Here is a 19,783-nt window from a genome sequence, read left to right on the forward strand (position 1 = left end):
ACTCCATTATTTTTGGAGGCATAACCTATGGCAAAAAATACCTACAAGAAGAAGACAGAGAAGAAGGAGAAGACAAGCCTTAAATTCAATTTCATTACCGACAGGAAATTTCATTTATTTATTGGCCTTACGCTATTGCTGATTTCTATATTTCTCGGGGCTTCTTTTATATCTTATCTGAACACCGGACAAGCTGATCAAAGCGTGGTAGAGGCCTATACGCATACAGATATTAAAGAGTCGGGCACCGAGGTTCAAAATGTATTTGGACTTATCGGAGCTATCTCTGCTCACTATTTCATTTTTTTATGGTTTGGAATTGCAGCTACTCTTATCCCTCCATTTCTATTTATTGTAGCATACAAAATCATTTGGCACAGAACACTACTACCAATTACCAAGTCATTCAACTTTGTCGTATTCTACTTGATATGGATAAGTATGGTGATGGGCTACTTCCTGCTTTCACAAGAGGAGACGTCCATGTTGGGGTTTCTTAGCGGTGGAATTGGTTATGAACTATCGATGATTGCTCAAAGCCTGATGGGCTGGGGCGCAATTTTATTCCTGACCTTCCTTTTTGTTGTGTTTAACATGTTCTTTTTCGATATCACACGCTTACCAGCAGTTAGTGGTATTATACCTTCTTTTGAAAACCTGATCAATCAGATTAAAGCACTATTCCCCAAAAAAGAACCAAAGAAAGCAAAGACAGCAGATATATCATCCGTTTTAGACCAGATCAAAAAAGAAGTAGAAGATGAAGATGCAAATAAGGACGAATCTGAAACTTGGGTAGTAAAAAAGATCCCAACAAAAACAGCAGCGAAAAAAGAAAAAACAAATCCAGAGTTCACCATTGACCTTCCTGAATTTAAGGAAGAACCACCTCTACCAAAGGAAGTAGAAGAGAAGGTCTTTGCTAAGAAAGCAGAAATCGAAAAATCTACCCCCGAACCAGAGGAAAAAGAACCTGTTGATAAAAAAGAAGATTTGGAAGATCTCTCTTTTGAAGTGGAACAAAAAGAATTTCAGGAAGAGGTAAAAGAAGAGTCCGTCAATTACGATCCTACACTTGATCTTCCACGCTATAAGTTTCCAACACCTGCACTTCTGATCGAATATCCAGAAAAGGATGTGAAGGTTTCAAAGAATGAGTTGGAGCAAAACAAAGATCGCATCATCGAGACCCTTGTCAACTTTAAAATTGGCATATCAAGTATTAAAGCTACGATTGGCCCAACTGTAACTCTTTATGAAATTGTCCCTGAAGCAGGCGTCAAAATTTCCAAGATCAAGAATTTGGAGGATGATATTGCCTTAAGTCTTGCGGCATTGGGGATTAGAATTATTGCACCTATTCCTGGAAAAGGGACAATTGGAATAGAAGTGCCAAACAAAAACAGAGAGATGGTTGACGCTCGTTCGGTCATCACTACCAGTAAATTCATGGACAGTAAAATGGATTTGCCTGTAGTATTAGGTAAAACCATCTCCAATGAAGTCTATGTGACTGACCTGGCTAAAATGCCTCACCTACTCATGGCAGGAGCAACAGGACAAGGTAAGTCTGTAGGTTTGAATATTATTTTGACTTCACTCTTGTACAAGAAACATCCATCTCAGTTGAAGTTGGTACTTGTAGATCCTAAGAAGGTGGAATTGACATTGTTCAATAAAGTAGAAAAGCACTTCTTGGCTAAGCTTCCAGACAGTGATGAACCCATCATTACTGACACCTCAAAAGTGGTGAATACGCTGAATTCACTTTGCATCGAGATGGACAATCGATATGATCTCCTCAAAAGTGCCGCTTGTAGAAACCTGAAGGAATACAATAAGAAATTTACAGAGCGTAAACTCAATCCAAATAAAGGTCATCGATTCCTACCATACATTGTACTTGTGATTGACGAATTAGCTGACTTGATGATGACTGCCGGTAAGGAAGTAGAAACTCCCATTGCCAGACTGGCACAGTTAGCACGAGCAATAGGTATTCACCTTATTGTGGCAACTCAACGTCCATCTGTAAATGTTATTACGGGTATCATCAAGGCGAACTTCCCAGCAAGACTATCGTTTCGGGTAACTTCCAAGATTGATTCAAGAACTATACTTGATGCTGGCGGTGCAGATCAACTGATCGGAATGGGAGATATGCTACTTTCGATGGGCTCGGATATGACACGTTTGCAGTGTGCGTTCGTAGATACACCGGAAGTAGAAAAAATTTGTGAATACATCGGTGACCAAAGAGGCTATGATGATGCATATTTATTACCGGAATATGTTAGCGAAGGAGAGACAGGCATTGGTGAAGTAGATTTATCGGATAGAGACGCCCTCTTCGCAGATGCTGCCAGGCTCATAGTCATGCATCAACAAGGATCAACCTCGTTGATTCAACGAAAAATGAAGCTTGGATACAACCGCGCCGGACGTTTAATCGATCAACTTGAAGCCGCAGGAATCGTTGGTCCTTTTGAGGGTAGCAAAGCTCGTGAAGTACTAATACCTGACGATCACAGTTTGGAACAGTTATTGTCTGAGATTGAAATAAAATACTAACAAAAAGAATAAAGCATGAATTTGCGTAGCAAGAGTGGAGGATTTCAAGACTCATGCAAATTTGATGTGACTTTCACATAATAACTCTACACATGAAAAAGCTAATTATCGCTGCATTATCTCTATTAATCCTTTTGCAGGTACATGCCCAGTATGATCCTTCTGCATTAGCAGTATTGGATGCTATGAGTAATAAATACAAAGACATAACATCTTTTAAAGCATCATTTTCTCAAAAACTTACCAACGAAAGCGCCGGTCTCAATGAGACCATTTCAGGTGAAATTGTAGTGAAGGGCGACAAATTTGTCCTCGATGTTGTTGGCCAGAAGATATTCAATAATGGCATTGACATCTATACTTTCAATCAAGAACTAAATGAAGTGACGATAAGTCCTTATGACGCAGAAGAGTCTGAAATTACACTAAGTAATGTGTATGATTTATATAAAAAAGGATTTAAGTATGTCCTCGCAGAAACTTCCTCAAATGGTGATCGTATGATCGAATTGGATCCTGAAAGCCGGGACAAAACCTATTTCAAGATCAGAATGACAATCAACGCTAAGGATGAATTAAAATCTTTCACTGTTTTTGAGCGAACAGGTAATAAATATATCTACTCCATAAATTCATTTACACCTGCTCCATTTAATGATAATTATTTCACGTTTGACACTTCGAAATATCCAAATGTTGAGGTGATAGACTTCAGATAATCAAGAATACCATAAAATAGCTTATCTTTGCGGCGTTCAGAACAAGTCTGAACGCTTTTTAATTTTATTTTTTTTAATGAACATTTTTGTAGCTAAGCTTAACTATGCAACTTCAGAAGACGCATTGAGACAAGCATTCGAAGAATTCGGAACAGTAGATTCCGCTAAAGTTATCATGGATAGAGACACTCAGAGATCGAAAGGTTTCGGTTTTGTTGAAATGCCAAATGATGACGAAGGTAATCAGGCTATTTCTAGCCTAAATGAAACAGAATTAGATGGTAGAACCATCGTTGTAAAAAAAGCGAACCCAAGAGGGTAAGCACGAGAAACAGATTCTAAGTTTTTGATTTTATATAATTGCTCGTGCGGAAACTTTTCCGCACGAGCATTGTTTTATATAATTGTTAGCACACATAAAATACTATCGATTTGGCTAGACCTGCAACTACTCCCGTAAAACTTAAAGACGGATATTACATAGAACTTCGACACAAAGGTGAAAGAAAAGGGATTAAACTGAGAAGTGAGACAATTCCTGAGCTACACCAGTCTATCAAAAAGTATGAGAAACTTTACGACATCCACTTCTATGGAGAAGTGAAAAAAGGAAAAGTCGTAAACGATAAGCTTCCAGATCTTAAGTAAGCCTAAATTTTTATTGTTCATAATCCACTCCCAGTGCTGGGATCAGGAAACCTATGTCCAAAGATTTTATCTTTAATTTAGCGGGAAATCGCGCTTACGCTCATGACACGTCAACAACTTTTTGACAAGATCAAAGAAAAAGAATCCTTTCTGTGTGTTGGATTGGACACTGACATAAAAAAGATTCCAGCGCACCTTCTTTCTTTAGAAGATCCAATTTTTGAGTTCAATAAGCAGATCATTGACGCTACACAGAACTATGCTGTCGCATACAAACCCAACACTGCATTTTATGAGGCTAATGGCTCGAAAGGATGGGAATCGCTTCAAAAAACTCTTGATTATATCCCTGACGATATCTTCACTATAGCTGATGCCAAGCGTGCAGATATTGGCAACACGTCCTCCATGTACGCCAGAGCTTTTTTCGAAAATATGAATTTCGATTCAGTCACAGTAGCTCCCTATATGGGTTCAGACTCTGTGAAGCCATTTCTTGAGTTCAATGGAAAGTGGGTAATCCTTTTAGCTGCAACAAGTAATCCTGGTGGCCTTGATTTTCAAAACTTACTAGTAGGTACTGACGGTGAAAAATTGTATGAAAAAGTAATTCGAAAAAGTACAGAATGGGGTGATTCAGACAACCTCATGTACGTTGTAGGTGCAACCAGACCCGAAGCACTAGCTGATATCCGAAAAATTGTCCCCAATCACTTCCTTCTCATTCCTGGTGTGGGAGCACAAGGCGGAGACCTTCAATCAGTATGCACGCATGGAATGAATAATCAATGCGGATTGCTAGTGAATTCGTCTCGTGGAATCATTTATTCCGACAATACTGAACAATTTGGGAAAACAGCAGGTGTACAAGCGCAGAAAGTACAGCGAGAAATGGCTCAAATACTTCAGCTATTATAGCTCAGGCCGTATCTTAGGAAACTAATCGCTATGGACGAGCAGTTTCTTCACTACATCTGGAAATATCAAAAATTTGAGTCAGGTCAGTTGCAGCTTAGCAATGCTCAGTTCCTAAAGGTATTTTATCCAGGGAATCACAACCATGACTCTGGACCAGACTTTGAAGAAGCCAGAGTCAAAATTGATACTATCGAATGGGCAGGGCAAGTAGAGATACACATCAATTCCTCCGATTGGCTTCACCATAATCATCAGCATGATCCATCCTATAAGACAGTGATTTTACATGTTGTCTGGAATCACGACAAAGAAATTAAAATTGATGATGAGGTGATACCCACATTAGAACTAAAAAAACTCGTTGATCCTGGCTTATTCAAAAAGTATCATCAACATATTAAATCAACAGACGAAATTCTATGTGCAAGTCAGATAGCTACACTTTCATCATTGCAAATAAATAGCATGCTCGATCGAGCATTGATCGAAAGGTTAGATGAAAAATCATCAGTGATTTTATCGAACTTAAAAAACCATACAAACGATTGGGAAAATGTGACCTATCGGACGATTGCGGTAAACTTTGGATTTTCTACTAATAAAGAATCATTTCTGCGATTGACTGAGATACTACCATTTGGAGTATTAAAAAAAGTACTTCACAATCGCAAGTCTACAGAAGCTCTATTGTTTGGGCAATCAGGGTTTTTAGAGGAAAGTTCAGATCATTATCAAAAAGAATTGAAATCAGAGTTTGAATTCCTTCGTAAGAAATTTCTGTTAAATGAACCACTTTTGAAATCACATTGGAAATATGGCAAGCTGAGACCTGCAAACTTCCCTAGTGTGAGGATCAGTCAATTGTCAGCACTTTTGCATAGCAGACCACAACTATTTACTTTTTTAATTAAAACCAGCCATATCGAAGACATCAAGAATAAGCTCTTGGTAGATGTAGGAGCGTATTGGCAACTGCACTACGATTTTGGGAAAGCACGCAAAAAAACAACCTTAAAAATGGGAGAAAACTCATTTCAGAATCTTTTAATTAACTCAGTGGCTCCAATTCTAGTTGCTTACTCCAAGTTTACCGACGAACAGAGGTACATGGATCGTGCGGTTGAAATTTTGGAATCTGTAGCTGCAGAAAGTAACCGGATCACAAAAAAGTGGGATCCTTTAGGTATTAAATCTAAATCCGCTTTTGACTCGCAAGCACTCATACAGCTTCACGAAAATTATTGTCAAAGACGTAAATGCCTCCAATGCAATATTGGTGTAGAAATACTTAAGTAAATGATCTACTGGACCATTCATATCGTCTTACTTGGACTTCTCTCCTATTTAATCTTTCGGTTGGTCAAGAGTGAGTTTCCCCCCTTTGTATTTTGGGTAGGCTTGATATTCAAGCTAGCTGCAGGGCTAATTCTTGGATATATTTTCTATGAATACTATGGGATGGGTGACACCATCACATTTTTCGAACTGGCTAAAAAGCCTGAATCTGAAAATCTTAAAAGCCCTAGAATTCAATTTTTTGTAGCTCTACTAAAACCCCTTATTCAATCTACGGGAGGCTCTTATTGGATTACTTCCCTGTGGCTTTCATTTATCAGTTTCGCCGCTTGTTGGTATTCGGTGGTCATTCTTTCGGGCTTGTATAAAACAATTAAGAATCTTATTGCCGGCTGCTTTTTATTCGTTCCATCGATTGTCTTCTGGTCATCAGGGATCCTAAAAGATTCCTTAGCCTTTGCTGCTATGGTCACATTAGTAATGCTTGCCATAAAGCTTTACAAAGAGGCTAAATTTTCAGCAAAAGATGTCTTAATTCTGATTTTGAGTGGATTTTTGCTTTATAAAATCAAGCACTACCTATTCATCACCTCTCTCCTGTTTTTTGGGATGCTAATCACATCATTGATTCTTAGAAAAATACAAGGAAGACAGAAATGGTTGATAGCCATTATCACGCTTACAATTGCTCTTGGAGCCACACAGTTTATCCATCCTTATCTCAAAATAAGCAGAATAGCTTGGACACTATTTGAGAACAATCAAGCAATCAACAAAAAATCAGACACTAGTCAGCTTCATATCTTTATTGAGGATGCTTCATGGAATTCGGTCGTAAATGAGATTCCTGTTGCACTTCACACCGGATTGTTTCGTCCTAGTATACTAGATAAAACTCCAGCCTGGGGTTGGATTCACAAAATCGAGAATCTTATTCTAGCCACCTTGATCTTTCTATCTCTACTTCTTTGTGTCAAGCTAAAACCAGATATTGATTGGCCGTTATTCCTGGCAGCATCTCTCTGCATTTTATTGCTGGCAATTATGCTGCCGCTATCAACGCCCAATTTTGGTACTTTGGTTAGGTACAAGAATGCGTTTATGCCATTTTTACTCCTATTGAGTAGTATTCTTCCCTATCAATATCTTACTTCTCAATCGAATGAATAATCGCTAATTTTGCGCCTTCAAACAAAGTAGGACATGGAAAAACCAGTAATCATTTTTGGAACCACGGGCTTAGCTAAAGCTGCCCTAGAAATATTCAACTCCAACAACATCGTTGTTTATGGATTCCTGGATGATGATGAAAAGACGCATGATACCGAAATCAATACCGTCTCAGTTCTTGGTGCTACTGACGATCACGGATTCACAAAGCTGATTGGACAAAAGTGTGAAGCATTCGTTGCAACTGACGACAATTCCTTGCGAAAGAAATATGTCGAATATCTGATTGAAACCAGGAAAGTAATGCCAATGAATGCAGTGCATCAGTCCGCTTCAATATCTGAATCTTTCGGGATTGGTCATGGCAATTTTGTGAATGCTGGGGCTGTGCTCTCCAATGATTCAAAAATGGGAAATCATAATGTGATTAATTCAAAAGTGATCATAGAGCAGGAAGTGGAGATTGGAAATTTCGTACAAATAGGTGCCGGTTCAATCATCAACACCAAAGTAAAAATCGAAGATCAAGTCTTCATTGGATCTGGTGTAACCGTAGTTGCCGGTGTATCACTAAGTAAGGGAGCAAGAATAGGTGCCGGTTCTGTCGTAGTTAGCGATGTGAAAAAGGGTCAAACTGTGTTTGGAAATCCTGCAGTGGAGGTGAAGTAATTAGTATCTTCTGCGGATGAAATCAAAAATCTTAATTCTCTTTACCGTATTTCTACTCAATAGTTGTGTCCCTGAGGGGTTGATGCGGACCTGGAGCACCACCGAAGAATATGATCGAAAATTCACTAACGTGCTGATCATGGGACTTGTCAACAATGTTAATCTTAGGAATGAAGTTGAGAATGAGGTGGTCTATGCTGGTAAGAAAGCCACACTTAAATGTGTGAATGGAATGTCCATGTTTCCTCCAGAATTGGGCAAACCTTTTGAAGATGTGGAAAGAGCAAAGGAGCGTCTACGAAATAATGGATTTGATGGTGTAATTACGGTAGCTCTTGTAGATATCAATGAGGAAAGATATGTACCTCCTTCTGCAGATTATGAACCACTTCTCTATTATAATCGATTTGGAAATTACTTTTTCCGAACCTACGATCTGGTGTATCGACAAGGATATTTCACCAGAAATACGAGATATTTTATTGAGACTAACTTTTATGAACTCAAAGGTGGGAAGCTTGTCTGGTCCGGGCGCTCCACCGTCTTTGCTCCTTCTGAATTGAATCAATTCCTTCCTACCTATGCCCGTGGACTATTCAAAGAGTTGAGAATTGAGAGCATAATTCAGAAATGATGGATTAACTTGTAATGATGAGGTTTTCCATCATTACACTTATGCTTGCTTTCCTACCTATCTCTTGCGGAGATAAAGCTGAAACCGAGTCCTTGCAAAAGGAAATTGCAGCGCTTAAGAATGAAAACAAAGCACTCAAAAACAAGCAACGCTTGCAAGAAGCCTCTATTAGTGGCTATCGGCGAACGCTTGAAGAAATAGACTTCAACCTGAATAAAATTGAGCTTAGCTGGTCACTTATCCATGAACTTAAAAGTGAGTCCCCTCAAGATAAAGCAGCTGAAGAACGGATTAAGTCCAGAATCCATTTCATAGATAACATCATAAGCAATACAAATCTTAAGATTCAGGTTTTAGATCGGAACTTGAGTGATTTGAGAAAAGACAGTCAAAACAAAAGTGATGAAATTCTCACGTTGGATAGGTCATTAAAAGCAAGTGCCCGAACCTTGATTCAAAAAGAACAAGATCACAATAACAAAAGAAAAGAGCTTGAAATCGAGATTGAAGATTTAGAAAAAATCTACATTGAACAAAAGGCTTATACTGAAGAACTCCGGAAAATGCTGAATAGAGCATACTATTTTACTGGAACAAGTAAAGAACTCAAAAAATCAGGAATTGTAAACCAAGAAGGCGGCTTTATTGGAATTGGCAGAGTTAAAGTTTTAAATGCCCAAAATGATGAGGTAAACTTTCAGCAAATCGAGAAAGATCAAACTCATCTCCTCAACCTCAATGCTGCTAAAATAAAACTGATAACAACCCACCCAAAAAACAGCTTTTCAATCCAATATCAAAATGGGAATGGGCGACTAACCATTATTGACAAAAAGGAATTCTGGAAGGCAGGAAATTACCTCATTATTCAGCTCAATTAGAGACAACTTTTTTTGTAGAATTCGTTATGCAATCCAAATAATATGAAAATGAAAAAACATTCAATCTTAGTACTAACAGGCCTCTCTCTGATTTTTTTATTGAGTACTGCTTCGGCCCCTATTCAAGTGCTCAAAACAAAACTTCATGTAACCGTGGTGGACGATCTGGGTAATCCAGTTGAAGGTGCCTCTATAACTATTTTCTCTTCCGCAAAGGATTATGAAAACAATTCGAACAAACTAATCGAAGGAAAGTCCAACAAGAAGGGTATCTATAAATTTAAAGGGCTCGAAACCAAACCGTATTTTTTGGATGTACGTAAAGACAAGCTGAAAAACGATGGTGAAGGTGTACAAACTGGTTCGCTTGCAAAAGGTAAAATCAATAAAGTCATTGTAGTGCTTAGGTAGCAAAATCAGTAGATTTTACTAATTCTCAGGCTTTCTCTATATAAAAATTTATTTTTGCCCCGTTTTAACACCCTGCTGAAACAGGGCCTGGTTATTATGAAAAGACACTACGTATTACTCTATTACTGTTATAGTAAGATTGAAAGCCCTGAAGAATTTAGGGAAGAACATCACAAACTTTGCCTGGATCTAAATCTAAGAGGTCGTATTATAGTTGCTACCGAAGGATTAAATGGAACCGTTTCCGGCACTCAAGAAGCATGTGAAAAATACATGGATGCAGTTACAAGCGACCCGCGTTTTGCTCATACTGAATTCAAAGTAGATACCAACGATCAGCCTGCCTTCGAAAAGATGCATGTGAGAGTGAAATCCGAAATTGTGCATAGCTCGCTCAAACATGTAGACCCAACACAAAAAACTGGCGGATATGTGGAGCCAGAAGAGTTCAGGAAAATACTGAAAGAGGCACCAGAAGATACCATCATACTTGATGTACGCTCCAATTATGAGCACATGATCGGTAAGTTTAAAAATGCCATCACACTGGATATTGATAATTTTCGGGATTTCCCTGAGCAGATCGAAGAACTCAAAAAATACAAAGACAAGAAGATTGTCACCTATTGCACTGGTGGGATCAAATGTGAAAAAGCAAGCGCGTACTTGCTGGAGCAAGGATTCGAAAATGTGCACCAATTACATGGAGGCATCATCAAATATGGACTAGAAGCAGATGGTGAAGACTTTGAAGGAAAGTGCTATGTATTTGACAATCGTATTGTCAAAGAAGTTAATTCTGTAAATCCTAAAATCCTTTCAAGGTGCTATGTAACGGATGAGCCATGTGATCGAATGGTCAATTGTGCCAATCCGCATTGTAACAAACACATTCCTATGAGTGAAAAGGGTGCTGAAATCTATAAGGGATCCTGCTCAGAAGAGTGCATGAACAACCCAGATAGTCGTCCATATGATGGAACTGGCTTTTATCAGAAAAAAATGAATGGGTACAACCCATACAAAGGCCTGAAAAGGAAGAAAGATCAAGTTTCCTAATTACCTTTAGGAAGCTTTAGCTTTTAACCAGCCATGCCTCATACATATTCTGAGACAGACCTAATTCTAAATCCTGACGGAAGCGTCTATCATCTGAGCCTTAGACCCAAGGATATTTCAGATAAAATCATTGTAGTAGGTGATCCTGGCAGGGTGCATCGCGTCTCCAGACATTTCGATTCTGTAGACTTTGAAATGAACAAGAGAGAGTTCATTACACATACCGGAAAATATAAAGGAAAACGCCTTACCGTCATCAGCTCCGGCATGGGTACGGATAATGTAGAAATTCTGATGACAGAGCTTGATGCCTTGTTCAATATTGACTTAGTGCATCGTGTTCCCAAACCCAGAAAAAAGAAGCTACAAATCATTCGTATTGGTACATCAGGGACCATCCGCGATGACATTAAAGTTGGAAGCCACCTGGCTACAGAATATGCAATTGGGCTGGATACTATCATCCAGTTTTATGAGTACAAGCATAGAGGTATTGAAAAACGAATCATCAAGAAACTGCGCGAAGAGCTAAACCTGCATTACACACCGTATTGTTTCAAGGGGTCAGCTTCGTTGTTTGAAAAATTTAAAGACTGCACGATAGCAGGTAATACAGTGACATGCCCCGGCTTTTATGCACCTCAAGGAAGGGAAATTAGAATACCGATCCGATACAAAGACATCATTGAAAAGATGCAGTATTTCCACGAAGAAGATGTTTGGCTAACCAATCTGGAAATGGAAACAGCTGGGTATTATGCTTTCGCCAAGTTGTTAGGCCATGAAATGTTAAGCTTGAATGCGATAATGGCCAATCGCGTCAAAGGACAATTTGCTAAAGACCCTAACAAGGTCATTGACAGCTTAATAAAAAAGGTATTGGATCGAATCTAGGTTTTGAAGAAAACTCCAATTGCTTTGTTGATAGCTGCTGCTGCATCATTCATATGGTCGCGAGCTTGCTCCCACTTTTCACCTGAACCAGAAGTTTGATTTTTCATATCTTCTTCTAGCTTGTTTTTTTGTGCTCTGAGCTTCTGAATTTGCTTTTCCATATCTTCAGTCACTTTATTTCCAGCCTTTTTGGTCTCACCTACTAGGTGATCGATTTTCTTTCCAAGCTCTGAAAGAATGTCTTCTACTTTTCGCTGCTCACTCATAGGTTTTCGGTTGTAAGCAGAAAATTAATGGTTTTTCCCATACCAGCGTGCAATCACCTCCTCTGCAGGCTTATCTTGAGGCGTCCACTCAGTACCACGCCACCTACCACCTCCGCGAGAGGTAAAATGCCACTTCCATAGAAATCCACCTCTAAACCAAGGCTCATTTATCAATGCCCGGTAGGTAGCTTCATACGCGTCTGCCTGAAGCTGCTCATTGGTATTCTCGCTCGACTTATCCAGCTCCCAATGTTTTCCTGCGGCACCATTAGCGCTTTGAAAGCCATATTCGGTAAACAGAATAGGTTTATTCCATTTCTGTGAAAAGGCTGATAGCCGATTTTTTATAGGCTTCCACCCTTCTTCTATTTCTTCAATAGCTGGATGATTACCCTCAGCCAAAGGAAAATAGGCATCTATGCCTATATAATCGACCGCATCCCACCAAGTGATGTTTTCATAGTTGTCCCAGTTAGACGCATAGGTGAGTTTTCCTGAGTAAACCTTTCGGATGTCTTTAATCATTCCACGCCAAAATTCAGGTCTTTCCCTGGCAGGAATGCGATACTCTGTGCCAATGCAAAGCATCTCTACGCCTAGAGAATCAGCAACGTGAGCATAATTCATGATATAGGCCGAGAAGTCTTTTTCCCAAATCTTCCAGTTCACGTCTGAAGACAACTTGAAATCGCCTGTCCAGCCTTCTCCTCTTACCCAAACATGTGGCTTGAGCATCACTTTGAGGTTGTGTGACTTGGCATATTCGATGAGCTTACAAGATCCTACTTTGCGCTCTCCCCACCATTGCCCATCGTGCTCGAAAGTAACAGCGGGTTCTCCTGAGCGTGAAAACGCATATGGTATCACAGCCACCCAGCCAGCATTGATACGCTTTACCTCACCCATTTCATCGACACTGATTACTCTGGGTGGGTTTACCAGGCTTACGCCATTGATCAATTCATTTTTCCCAGATGGAAGGATAACCATGGCTGCAATACCAAAGGCTAATAAGAGTAAAACAATGGATATACGCATGAAGGAAAGATACGATAGGATGCGGTGAGAAGTTGGGGAGAATGACTAAAACGTTCACAAATGTTTCTAGACGACCATATCCGCTAAAAAAAGGTTAGCTGCAAATGTGTCATGCGCATATTTGTAGGTTTTCAAGTACTTTTAAAAGACCGTGTTTTACACATGAGAAATTATGGAAAACATAATTACATTCTTCAATGGTATTATACCTCTTTCTCAAAAGACATTGGGTTTGATGAGTGAGATTTTCGTGTCCGGTGAATTGGAAAAAGGTGAATACTTCGTCCGAAAAGGCCAGTTCGCAAAAGAAATTGCATTTTTAGAAACTGGTATTGTAAGAGCTTATTACATAAATGGTGAGGGGAAAGAATACAACAAAACTTTTTTTTCAGGGCCTACCATCATTGGCTCGTATGCATCACTCATCAGTAAGCAAAAAAACGCTGTAGCTCAACAGGCCTTAACAGATTGTAAAATCTGGAAAGCCTCCTTTCACAAAATTGAAAAAATATCGGAAGACAACTTTGAGATCGAAAGGTTGAGAAGAATTATTGCGGAAGGTTACTTTTTGAGTAATGAGAAAAAAGAAATTGAAATGGCCCTCCTCGATGCTGACAAACGCTATTTAATTCTGCAAAAAGAATACCCGGGAATTGAATTAAAAATACCCCAATACCATATAGCGTCTTACCTTGGTATCAGCCCAACACAACTCAGTAGAATAAGGAATAAAATGGCTCAATAGAGTTATTTCTTTACATATGTAAATGCACAGGACTTTCTAATATTCCTTCTTTGCAATAGAGTTTATCACAGCCTATAGATCTTAAATTTTATTGTAATGAAAAATAAAGAAATTGTTTTTTTTAGAGCACTTTTTATCGTTTCTGCCTTGTGGAATTTTTTAGGTGCAATTTTTGGGTATTTCAACACAGCTTATACCTTCCAGAGCTTTTTCAATCGAGAATTGACAGATCCGCTTTACTATGCAATCTATCAAGGTGCCTGGGGGACAACTCTCGTATATTTTATCGGTTATTCCATTGTGGCGTATAATCCATTAAAGCATACTGGAATTGTTATTGTTGGTGGAATTGGAAAGATCGGTTTTGCCATTTCACTACTTAAGTTCTATTTATCCGGAATTGCAGGACCTATTGTTTTTGTGGTCATTATTGGTGATTTCATTTTCGCTCTACTGTTCTTGTATTACTTCTTCCGGTTATTCAAAACCAAGGAAAGCATCCTTTAAACTTAAAAATATGATTTACCATAAGACGCTACTCTTATTATTGAGTGTCTTGACACTCCCATCAATAGAAGCTTTTCCTCAAACATCTTGGGAAATAGATAAAAGAAAAGATGGGATTGTAGTTTATACGAGAGCTGAAAAAGGCTCTGAGTTCAAATCTTTTAAAGCATTTGTACTTGTAGAGGCGACTACAGATGAAGTTATCAGAATATTAAAGAATGCTGATAGCTATGCAGAGTGGTATGGCTATACCCAAACATCTAAACTCTTAAAACGAGATGAGAACATTCAATTCAATTATGTTGAAACCATATTTCCATGGCCTTTTAAGAATAGGGATATGGTGTATAGAATGTCAATTAATTCTTCTAACCCAAATGAAACTGTAATATCCCTTGAGGGAATCCCAAATTATATGCCAGAAAAAAAAGGAATCGTGAGGATGAAAAAAGCAGAAGGATACATCTTATTAAAACCTCTGGAACTGAAGACAGAGGTCACTTACGTTTTTCATTCCGAACCTGGTGATAATATCCCTTCGTGGATTGCAAATAATTCAATTGCTGAACTCCCCTATAAAACACTTGATGGGTTAAGAGAAATTCTCAATGGTAGATAACAAACATAATCACTAAGCTACCTTTACAACGGATGATGAGATCAGGTACGTTTAATTAAATTGAAAAGGTTGAGAAATTGAAAATGAATTTGCATGTATTCTTCTACGGCCTGTTTATGGATGAAGTCATATTAGTAAAGAATGGCATAAAGGCCACCAATCCAAGGAAAGGCTATTTGAATGGCTATGCATTAAAAATCGGGAATAGAGCCTCACTCATTCCCTCCAAGAATGAAAAAGCCTATGGAATCGTGATGACTATTGATGCAGATAAGATACAGGATTTATATGCTGAGGCTAGTGTCTCAGATTATATACCGGAAGAGGTCACAATCATCCTAAAAGGCAATGAAACCATCAAGGCAATGTGTTACAATCTTCCCCCAACATCCCTGACCGGAACAAATACTGCTTATGCGCAATCCCTTTATGCTTTGGCAAAGCAGTTGGATTTTCCAGAGGATTACCTAACCGAGATAAAACAGGCGGCAACGCAAGATTAAAAACCACTCTGACTCGCTTCTTCCTTAATCTTGTCAGCCTCTTCCTTGCCCAAGTATCGGTCGATTAGGAAATGACCTAAGTAGATCAAAGGTGTCAAAGCAATCGCAACGATAAATTTATAGATGTAGTTGAGCGAGCCGACAGACATAACTTGAGAAAAATCCCAGCGACTCTCAGCGGGTGCCAGGATGTAAAAAGCAATTGCCAGTACTACAAAGCTATCAATGAGCTGGGAGATAAGCGTGGAACCCGTTGCTCTCAGCCAGATCATCTTCTCTCCCGTGATCTTACGCAAACGCTGAAAAATGATCACATCCAGTATCTGTCCAATTAAAAAGGCAATGATGGAACCAACGATGATACCAAGTCCTTGCGTATATATTTTATTGAAGGCGAAATTCATGTTGAAAGGATTTCCTTCTGCATCTGTATTGTTGACTTCCAACCAGAAAGCCGCCGGACTAAGCTTAGTCACCAGCCAGATCATGAGGAAAGCATACATAATACAGCCGACAGCTATGAAGCTAATCTTACGTACTCCAGCCTTTCCAAAATACTCATTGATGATATCGGTAGTAATGAATACCACAGGCCATATCATCACTCCAGCAGTGAGGTTAAAGTCCAGCGTGTATCCAAAGATGTTCAGGTTCGCAGGTAGCCAGCCAAGTGTTTCTTCCAACGAAAAGATCTTGACACCTATTAGTTCAGCAAGGATCGCATTGGTTAAGAAAATTGCGCCCAGTATAATGAATAGGTTTTGTTTCTTATTTCCCATCCACCACAAATTTGGTTCCTTCAATCGCCAGTTCAGAAGGTTCAAAAATGGCTCTGGCTTCATTTATGATTGGATCAAGCTCTTTATATCGTGCTGAGAAATGGCCTAAGATAAGCTTACCCACTTTTGCATCTTTTGCAAATTGAGCGGCTTGTTCAGCTGTGGTATGATAGGTTATAAATGCTCTATCTTTCATGTCATTGGCGAAGGTCGCTTCATGATAGAGCATGTCTACTCCTTTGATCTTTTCCTGTAATTCCGGTCTCAGTCGGGTATCTGAGAAAAATGCATAGCTGAAGCTAGGATGTGAATCGAGTGTCAGCAGTTTGTTTTCATGCTTTACTGATCCATCTTCATTCATAATGTCTTCTCCGTCTTTCAATCGGATGATATCAAGATTTGAAAGTTGGACATCTGCTAGTACTTTTCGATTAATCCTTCGCTTCTTCGGTTTTTCCTTGAACAAATAGCCCGAACATGGCACCCTATGATCCATTGGTAGGGTGGTTACTGTAAACTTGGGATGATCCATCACTATTTCTGATTCTCCTGGTTTAAACTCCACGAATCGAATGTGAAAATTGAGTGAAGTTTCTGAATGCCTCATTTGCAGTTGAAGGATTTCCTTCAACCCAGGAGGGCCTACAAGTAGCAACTCTTTTTTTCTTCCAAACAAATGCATGGTGGACAAAAGTCCAATCAAACCAAAATAATGATCACCATGCAAGTGAGAAATGAATATATGATCGATACGCGAGAGTTTCACTTTGTAGCGCTTCATCAGCAGTTGCGTGCCTTCTCCACAGTCGATTAGAAAATATTGATCCTGAAGTTTGAAAACCTGCGCGGTATGATGTCTGCGATGAGCAAACGCCGCTGAATTAGATCCAAGTATTAGTAATTCAAGGCTCAAGTCTATTCAGCTGTGCCTTGACCCTTATTAATCTCCGCCAGTAGTACAGCATCAGCAGCCTCTTCTTGTCCGGCTACAATTGTCATTACTTTGTCCAACTGGCTGATAGAAATTAGCTTCATCACGTGATCGGTAACATTATAAAGTACGAATACACCTGACTCACTAAATGAACGATTCCCCACTAAAAGCGCACTTAGACCACTAGAATCTACATATTTAACATTTGCCATGTCTACAATCAAGCTCTTCACTCCATCCTGAGCAAGGTTCATAAACTCTGACTTCAGTTCAGGAGAAACTCCAGAATCCACTTTTTCCTGATTGATTTTTGCTATCGAATAGTTTTCGTATTTGTCTACTGTAAATTCCATAATTCTTTATTCTACTATTTGGGCTATTTCCTCTTTAATACGGGCTAATTTATCTGAGTATTCGTCCTTAACAAACTTTTCCCCAGAGATGTTCTCATAAAGTTCGATGTATCGGTCAGAAATCATTGCAATCCTTTCCTCCGGCATCTCAGGTATTTGCTGACCTTCCTTACCTTGAAAACCCTCTGAGATCAGCCATTGTCTTACGAACTCCTTGGAAAGTTGTTTCTGGGGCTGATCGTTTTTTAGCAATTCCTGATAAGGATTTGAATAGAAGTATCTTGAAGAATCTGGTGTATGTACCTCATCTATTAGATAGATTTCGTCCTTATAGTTTCCAAATTCATACTTGGTGTCTACTAATATTAAGTCTTGACCCGCTGCTATTTCTGTTCCTCTCTCAAAGAGCTTTCGTGTATAATCTTCAAGCTGAAGGTAATCAGCTTCTGATACAATTCCCTGCTTCAAAATTTCTTCTCTTGAAATGTCTTCATCGTGTCCCTCATCTGCTTTGGTAGTCGGTGTAATGATAGGTGACACAAACTTTTCATTTTCCTTCATCCCATCCGGCATTGGCACGCCACATAGTACCCGTTTGCCAGCTCTATATTCCCTCCATGCATGTCCGGTCAGGTAACCTCTAATAACCATTTCTACCTTAAACGGCTCGCATCGCTTCCCGAAGGTTACATTGGGATGCGGCATCTCTTCCACCCAATTTGGAACAATATCCTTTGTTGCTTTAAGAAATTTGGCCGCTAGTTGGTTAAGAACCTGACCTTTATAGGGTATTGGTTTAGGAAGTACCACATCAAATGCAGAGATCCGATCTGTTGCAATCATAGCCAGTTTGTCGCCAAACTCGTATACTTCGCGAACCTTTCCGGTGTATTTTCCGGTTTGTCCTTTAAATTGAAAATTGGTAGAAATGATGCCTTGGGACATAGACAGCAAATATAGCCCGATGTGTATGATTGCATGAATATTCAAGCGATGAAAAAAACTGCTTTTCTAATTCTTATTCTAACTGCCTGCGAATTTCGAATCGATGATTCGGAAGCGAAAGAATCATTGGAATCTATAGAGATCCAGTTTGGAGATTTGACTGTGGATATGCGAAATATTCACTATGCATATCTGGATCAGGGGCATGATACCATGCTTGTCTTCATACATGGATCTCCAGGTTCCTGGAGTGCATTTATAGACTTCTTCAAAGCTGACTCACTGCTCAATCGATTTGATATGATATCTATCGATCGGCCGGGGTTTGGCAAATCCGACTTTGGTATAGCTGAGCCATCCATGGAGGTGCAAGCGTATCAAATCAATGAGGTACTCAAGCTATTTCCAAAGAAGCAGATGGTTCTTATTGGTCATTCGTTGGGTGGGCCAGTTGCTGCTCGTATGACAATGGATTTTCCTGAAGAATATTTAGGGATGATATTGGTTGCTCCATCCATTGATCCTGAAATGGAGGAAGATGAATGGTATAGAAAAGTGATTGACACAAAATTAGGTGCATTCTTTACCCCTAAGGAGTTCGAAGTGAGTAATGACGAGATTTTGCCATTGCAAAAAGAATTGGAAGAAATGATGCCGATGTGGACGCACATAAAAATACCAACGATCGTCATTCAGGGGACTGAGGATTCGCTGGTACCTAAAGAAAATGCAGCTTTTGCTAAACAAATGCTTCCGGATTCTTTGCTTGATGTCTACCTTCTGGAAGGTGTGAATCACTTCATTCCATGGACTCATCCGGAAGAGATAATAAAAGCCATCCACATTATTGTAGATGGCCGGAGTTATTATCCATAGCTAGACGCTAAGCGTCTGTTTCATAAATGTCTCGCATTTTTCCCTGCTGCCTATATAAAGGATGCTAAAGCCTTTCTTTACCATCCAATCACCTGTTTGGGATTTTGTCAGTTTTACACGATCCTTATCGCTTCTCTTTGCAAATAACCTAAAAAGATTCATAGTGAGTTTATTTTAAGTCAAAAATTGTATCATTTATATATTAAACATAAATATAACAATAATGTTGCATAAATAGTTATATTTTTTATTTAAATATTTCTATTTATTTAAAATAAAGCCAAAATAAAAGGCAATGCCTGGTGAGGTGCATTGCCTTCTAGGTTAGGTTTTTTCTTTTTGCTGATG

General features: G+C 39.1%; 25 protein-coding genes. 18 read left to right on the forward strand and 7 right to left on the reverse strand.

Annotated features, from left to right (window positions below; genetic code table 11):
- Positions 1-27 precede the first annotated feature (27 nt).
- The 13 genes from ABJG98_RS08395 to ABJG98_RS08455 all read left to right on the forward strand — a co-directional run bounded on the left by ABJG98_RS08395 (position 28) and on the right by ABJG98_RS08455 (position 11,870).
- On the forward strand, positions 28-2,571 hold the full coding sequence (locus ABJG98_RS08395) for a DNA translocase FtsK (protein ID WP_348279052.1): 2,544 nt from the start codon (positions 28-30) through the stop codon (positions 2,569-2,571).
- 92 nt (positions 2,572-2,663) lie between these two features.
- Positions 2,664-3,290, forward strand: a complete 627-nt coding sequence (locus ABJG98_RS08400; protein ID WP_348279053.1) for an outer membrane lipoprotein carrier protein LolA — start codon at positions 2,664-2,666, stop codon at positions 3,288-3,290.
- 76 nt (positions 3,291-3,366) lie between these two features.
- Complete coding sequence (locus ABJG98_RS08405) at positions 3,367-3,612, forward strand: RNA-binding protein (RefSeq protein ID WP_348279054.1); 246 nt, start codon at positions 3,367-3,369, stop codon at positions 3,610-3,612.
- 110 nt (positions 3,613-3,722) lie between these two features.
- Positions 3,723-3,938: a hypothetical protein gene (locus ABJG98_RS08410; protein ID WP_348279055.1), complete on the forward strand. Its 216-nt coding sequence runs from the start codon at positions 3,723-3,725 to the stop codon at positions 3,936-3,938.
- Between the two features lie 102 nt (positions 3,939-4,040).
- Complete coding sequence (gene pyrF, locus ABJG98_RS08415) at positions 4,041-4,856, forward strand: orotidine-5'-phosphate decarboxylase (RefSeq protein WP_348279056.1); 816 nt, start codon at positions 4,041-4,043, stop codon at positions 4,854-4,856.
- A 30-nt stretch (positions 4,857-4,886) separates the two neighbouring features.
- Positions 4,887-6,152, forward strand: a complete 1,266-nt coding sequence (locus ABJG98_RS08420) for a DUF2851 family protein (RefSeq protein WP_348279057.1) — start codon at positions 4,887-4,889, stop codon at positions 6,150-6,152.
- Entirely contained in the window at positions 6,153-7,322 is a 1,170-nt protein-coding gene (locus ABJG98_RS08425) for a hypothetical protein (protein WP_348279058.1), read from the forward strand.
- A 33-nt stretch (positions 7,323-7,355) separates the two neighbouring features.
- Positions 7,356-7,991 carry a NeuD/PglB/VioB family sugar acetyltransferase gene (locus ABJG98_RS08430; protein WP_348279059.1) on the forward strand — a complete coding sequence of 212 codons (636 nt, stop codon included), beginning with the start codon at positions 7,356-7,358 and terminating at the stop codon, positions 7,989-7,991.
- 16 nt (positions 7,992-8,007) lie between these two features.
- A complete protein-coding gene (locus tag ABJG98_RS08435) occupies positions 8,008-8,625 on the forward strand; it encodes a hypothetical protein (protein WP_348279060.1) in 618 nt (205 codons plus the stop codon).
- Positions 8,626-8,642: 17 nt separating this feature from the next.
- A complete protein-coding gene (locus tag ABJG98_RS08440) occupies positions 8,643-9,506 on the forward strand; it encodes a hypothetical protein (RefSeq protein ID WP_348279061.1) in 864 nt (287 codons plus the stop codon).
- A gap of 48 nt (positions 9,507-9,554) precedes the next feature.
- Complete coding sequence (locus ABJG98_RS08445; RefSeq protein WP_348279062.1) at positions 9,555-9,917, forward strand: carboxypeptidase-like regulatory domain-containing protein; 363 nt, start codon at positions 9,555-9,557, stop codon at positions 9,915-9,917.
- Between the two features lie 96 nt (positions 9,918-10,013).
- Positions 10,014-10,976: a rhodanese-related sulfurtransferase gene (locus ABJG98_RS08450; RefSeq protein WP_348279063.1), complete on the forward strand. Its 963-nt coding sequence runs from the start codon at positions 10,014-10,016 to the stop codon at positions 10,974-10,976.
- Positions 10,977-11,009: 33 nt separating this feature from the next.
- Entirely contained in the window at positions 11,010-11,870 is an 861-nt protein-coding gene (locus tag ABJG98_RS08455) for a nucleoside phosphorylase (protein ID WP_348279064.1), read from the forward strand.
- Here the strand turns inward: ABJG98_RS08455 and ABJG98_RS08460 are convergent.
- Both ABJG98_RS08460 and ABJG98_RS08465 read right to left on the reverse strand, forming a co-directional pair.
- Positions 11,867-12,136 (reverse strand): hypothetical protein, encoded by a 270-nt coding sequence (locus ABJG98_RS08460; RefSeq protein WP_348279065.1) that lies wholly within the window; start codon positions 12,134-12,136, stop codon positions 11,867-11,869. The genes ABJG98_RS08455 and ABJG98_RS08460 overlap by 4 nt on opposite strands.
- 24 nt (positions 12,137-12,160) lie before the next feature.
- Complete coding sequence (locus tag ABJG98_RS08465) at positions 12,161-13,174, reverse strand: hypothetical protein (protein WP_348279066.1); 1,014 nt, start codon at positions 13,172-13,174, stop codon at positions 12,161-12,163.
- A 172-nt stretch (positions 13,175-13,346) separates the two neighbouring features.
- On the opposite strand from ABJG98_RS08465, the gene ABJG98_RS08470 reads away from it, so the two are divergent.
- The 4 genes from ABJG98_RS08470 (at position 13,347) to ABJG98_RS08485 (ending at position 15,548) form a co-directional block, all read left to right on the forward strand.
- Positions 13,347-13,919 (forward strand): Crp/Fnr family transcriptional regulator, encoded by a 573-nt coding sequence (locus ABJG98_RS08470; protein WP_348279067.1) that lies wholly within the window; start codon positions 13,347-13,349, stop codon positions 13,917-13,919.
- A gap of 96 nt (positions 13,920-14,015) precedes the next feature.
- Positions 14,016-14,426: a hypothetical protein gene (locus tag ABJG98_RS08475; RefSeq protein WP_348279068.1), complete on the forward strand. Its 411-nt coding sequence runs from the start codon at positions 14,016-14,018 to the stop codon at positions 14,424-14,426.
- Positions 14,427-14,436: 10 nt separating this feature from the next.
- Positions 14,437-15,045, forward strand: a complete 609-nt coding sequence (locus ABJG98_RS08480; RefSeq protein WP_348279069.1) for an START domain-containing protein — start codon at positions 14,437-14,439, stop codon at positions 15,043-15,045.
- A gap of 83 nt (positions 15,046-15,128) precedes the next feature.
- Entirely contained in the window at positions 15,129-15,548 is a 420-nt protein-coding gene (locus ABJG98_RS08485) for a gamma-glutamylcyclotransferase (RefSeq protein WP_348279070.1), read from the forward strand.
- Here the strand turns inward: ABJG98_RS08485 and ABJG98_RS08490 are convergent.
- Genes ABJG98_RS08490 through ABJG98_RS08505 form a run of 4 tightly spaced genes read right to left on the reverse strand, consistent with a single transcriptional unit; the run spans position 15,545 to position 18,559 of the window.
- Positions 15,545-16,327: a queuosine precursor transporter gene (locus ABJG98_RS08490; protein ID WP_348279071.1), complete on the reverse strand. Its 783-nt coding sequence runs from the start codon at positions 16,325-16,327 to the stop codon at positions 15,545-15,547. The genes ABJG98_RS08485 and ABJG98_RS08490 overlap by 4 nt on opposite strands.
- Positions 16,317-17,240 carry a ribonuclease Z gene (locus ABJG98_RS08495; protein WP_348279072.1) on the reverse strand — a complete coding sequence of 308 codons (924 nt, stop codon included), beginning with the start codon at positions 17,238-17,240 and terminating at the stop codon, positions 16,317-16,319. Before ABJG98_RS08495 ends, ABJG98_RS08490 begins: the two co-directional genes overlap by 11 nt.
- A 2-nt stretch (positions 17,241-17,242) precedes the next feature.
- Positions 17,243-17,614 (reverse strand): STAS domain-containing protein, encoded by a 372-nt coding sequence (locus tag ABJG98_RS08500; protein ID WP_348279073.1) that lies wholly within the window; start codon positions 17,612-17,614, stop codon positions 17,243-17,245.
- A gap of 6 nt (positions 17,615-17,620) precedes the next feature.
- Positions 17,621-18,559 (reverse strand): phosphoribosylaminoimidazolesuccinocarboxamide synthase, encoded by a 939-nt coding sequence (locus tag ABJG98_RS08505; protein WP_348279074.1) that lies wholly within the window; start codon positions 18,557-18,559, stop codon positions 17,621-17,623.
- Positions 18,560-18,607: 48 nt separating this feature from the next.
- Between ABJG98_RS08505 and ABJG98_RS08510 the strand changes: the two genes are divergently transcribed.
- Positions 18,608-19,435 carry an alpha/beta hydrolase gene (locus tag ABJG98_RS08510; RefSeq protein ID WP_348279075.1) on the forward strand — a complete coding sequence of 276 codons (828 nt, stop codon included), beginning with the start codon at positions 18,608-18,610 and terminating at the stop codon, positions 19,433-19,435.
- Here ABJG98_RS08510 and ABJG98_RS08515 read toward each other — a convergent pair whose 3' ends face one another.
- A complete protein-coding gene (locus ABJG98_RS08515; protein WP_348279076.1) occupies positions 19,436-19,597 on the reverse strand; it encodes a hypothetical protein in 162 nt (53 codons plus the stop codon).
- Between the last annotated feature and the right edge of the window lie 186 nt (positions 19,598-19,783).

It is taken from the genome of Ekhidna sp. (assembly GCF_039960695.1).
In the GTDB taxonomy this organism is placed as follows: domain Bacteria; phylum Bacteroidota; class Bacteroidia; order Cytophagales; family Cyclobacteriaceae; genus Ekhidna.

What these genes read in the sequence shown, in the direction of transcription:
- ABJG98_RS08435 (WP_348279060.1), top strand. Translation starts at nt 8,008, where the DNA reads ATGAAATCAAAAATCTTAATTCTCTTTACCGTATTTCTACTCAATAGT.
- ABJG98_RS08440 (WP_348279061.1), top strand. Translation starts at nt 8,643, where the DNA reads ATGAGGTTTTCCATCATTACACTTATGCTTGCTTTCCTACCTATCTCT.
- ABJG98_RS08405 (WP_348279054.1), top strand. Translation starts at nt 3,367, where the DNA reads ATGAACATTTTTGTAGCTAAGCTTAACTATGCAACTTCAGAAGACGCA.
- ABJG98_RS08460 (WP_348279065.1), bottom strand. Translation starts at nt 12,136, where the DNA reads ATGAGTGAGCAGCGAAAAGTAGAAGACATTCTTTCAGAGCTTGGAAAG.
- ABJG98_RS08425 (WP_348279058.1), top strand. Translation starts at nt 6,153, where the DNA reads ATGATCTACTGGACCATTCATATCGTCTTACTTGGACTTCTCTCCTAT.
- ABJG98_RS08445 (WP_348279062.1), top strand. Translation starts at nt 9,555, where the DNA reads ATGAAAAAACATTCAATCTTAGTACTAACAGGCCTCTCTCTGATTTTT.
- ABJG98_RS08480 (WP_348279069.1), top strand. Translation starts at nt 14,437, where the DNA reads ATGATTTACCATAAGACGCTACTCTTATTATTGAGTGTCTTGACACTC.
- ABJG98_RS08430 (WP_348279059.1), top strand. Translation starts at nt 7,356, where the DNA reads ATGGAAAAACCAGTAATCATTTTTGGAACCACGGGCTTAGCTAAAGCT.
- pyrF (WP_348279056.1), top strand. Translation starts at nt 4,041, where the DNA reads ATGACACGTCAACAACTTTTTGACAAGATCAAAGAAAAAGAATCCTTT.
- ABJG98_RS08400 (WP_348279053.1), top strand. Translation starts at nt 2,664, where the DNA reads ATGAAAAAGCTAATTATCGCTGCATTATCTCTATTAATCCTTTTGCAG.
- ABJG98_RS08485 (WP_348279070.1), top strand. Translation starts at nt 15,129, where the DNA reads ATGAATTTGCATGTATTCTTCTACGGCCTGTTTATGGATGAAGTCATA.
- ABJG98_RS08490 (WP_348279071.1), bottom strand. Translation starts at nt 16,327, where the DNA reads ATGGGAAATAAGAAACAAAACCTATTCATTATACTGGGCGCAATTTTC.
- ABJG98_RS08465 (WP_348279066.1), bottom strand. Translation starts at nt 13,174, where the DNA reads ATGCGTATATCCATTGTTTTACTCTTATTAGCCTTTGGTATTGCAGCC.
- ABJG98_RS08515 (WP_348279076.1), bottom strand. Translation starts at nt 19,597, where the DNA reads ATGAATCTTTTTAGGTTATTTGCAAAGAGAAGCGATAAGGATCGTGTA.
- ABJG98_RS08455 (WP_348279064.1), top strand. Translation starts at nt 11,010, where the DNA reads ATGCCTCATACATATTCTGAGACAGACCTAATTCTAAATCCTGACGGA.
- ABJG98_RS08505 (WP_348279074.1), bottom strand. Translation starts at nt 18,559, where the DNA reads ATGTCCCAAGGCATCATTTCTACCAATTTTCAATTTAAAGGACAAACC.
- ABJG98_RS08450 (WP_348279063.1), top strand. Translation starts at nt 10,014, where the DNA reads ATGAAAAGACACTACGTATTACTCTATTACTGTTATAGTAAGATTGAA.
- ABJG98_RS08475 (WP_348279068.1), top strand. Translation starts at nt 14,016, where the DNA reads ATGAAAAATAAAGAAATTGTTTTTTTTAGAGCACTTTTTATCGTTTCT.
- ABJG98_RS08500 (WP_348279073.1), bottom strand. Translation starts at nt 17,614, where the DNA reads ATGGAATTTACAGTAGACAAATACGAAAACTATTCGATAGCAAAAATC.
- ABJG98_RS08420 (WP_348279057.1), top strand. Translation starts at nt 4,887, where the DNA reads ATGGACGAGCAGTTTCTTCACTACATCTGGAAATATCAAAAATTTGAG.
- ABJG98_RS08395 (WP_348279052.1), top strand. Translation starts at nt 28, where the DNA reads ATGGCAAAAAATACCTACAAGAAGAAGACAGAGAAGAAGGAGAAGACA.
- ABJG98_RS08510 (WP_348279075.1), top strand. Translation starts at nt 18,608, where the DNA reads ATGAAAAAAACTGCTTTTCTAATTCTTATTCTAACTGCCTGCGAATTT.
- ABJG98_RS08470 (WP_348279067.1), top strand. Translation starts at nt 13,347, where the DNA reads ATGGAAAACATAATTACATTCTTCAATGGTATTATACCTCTTTCTCAA.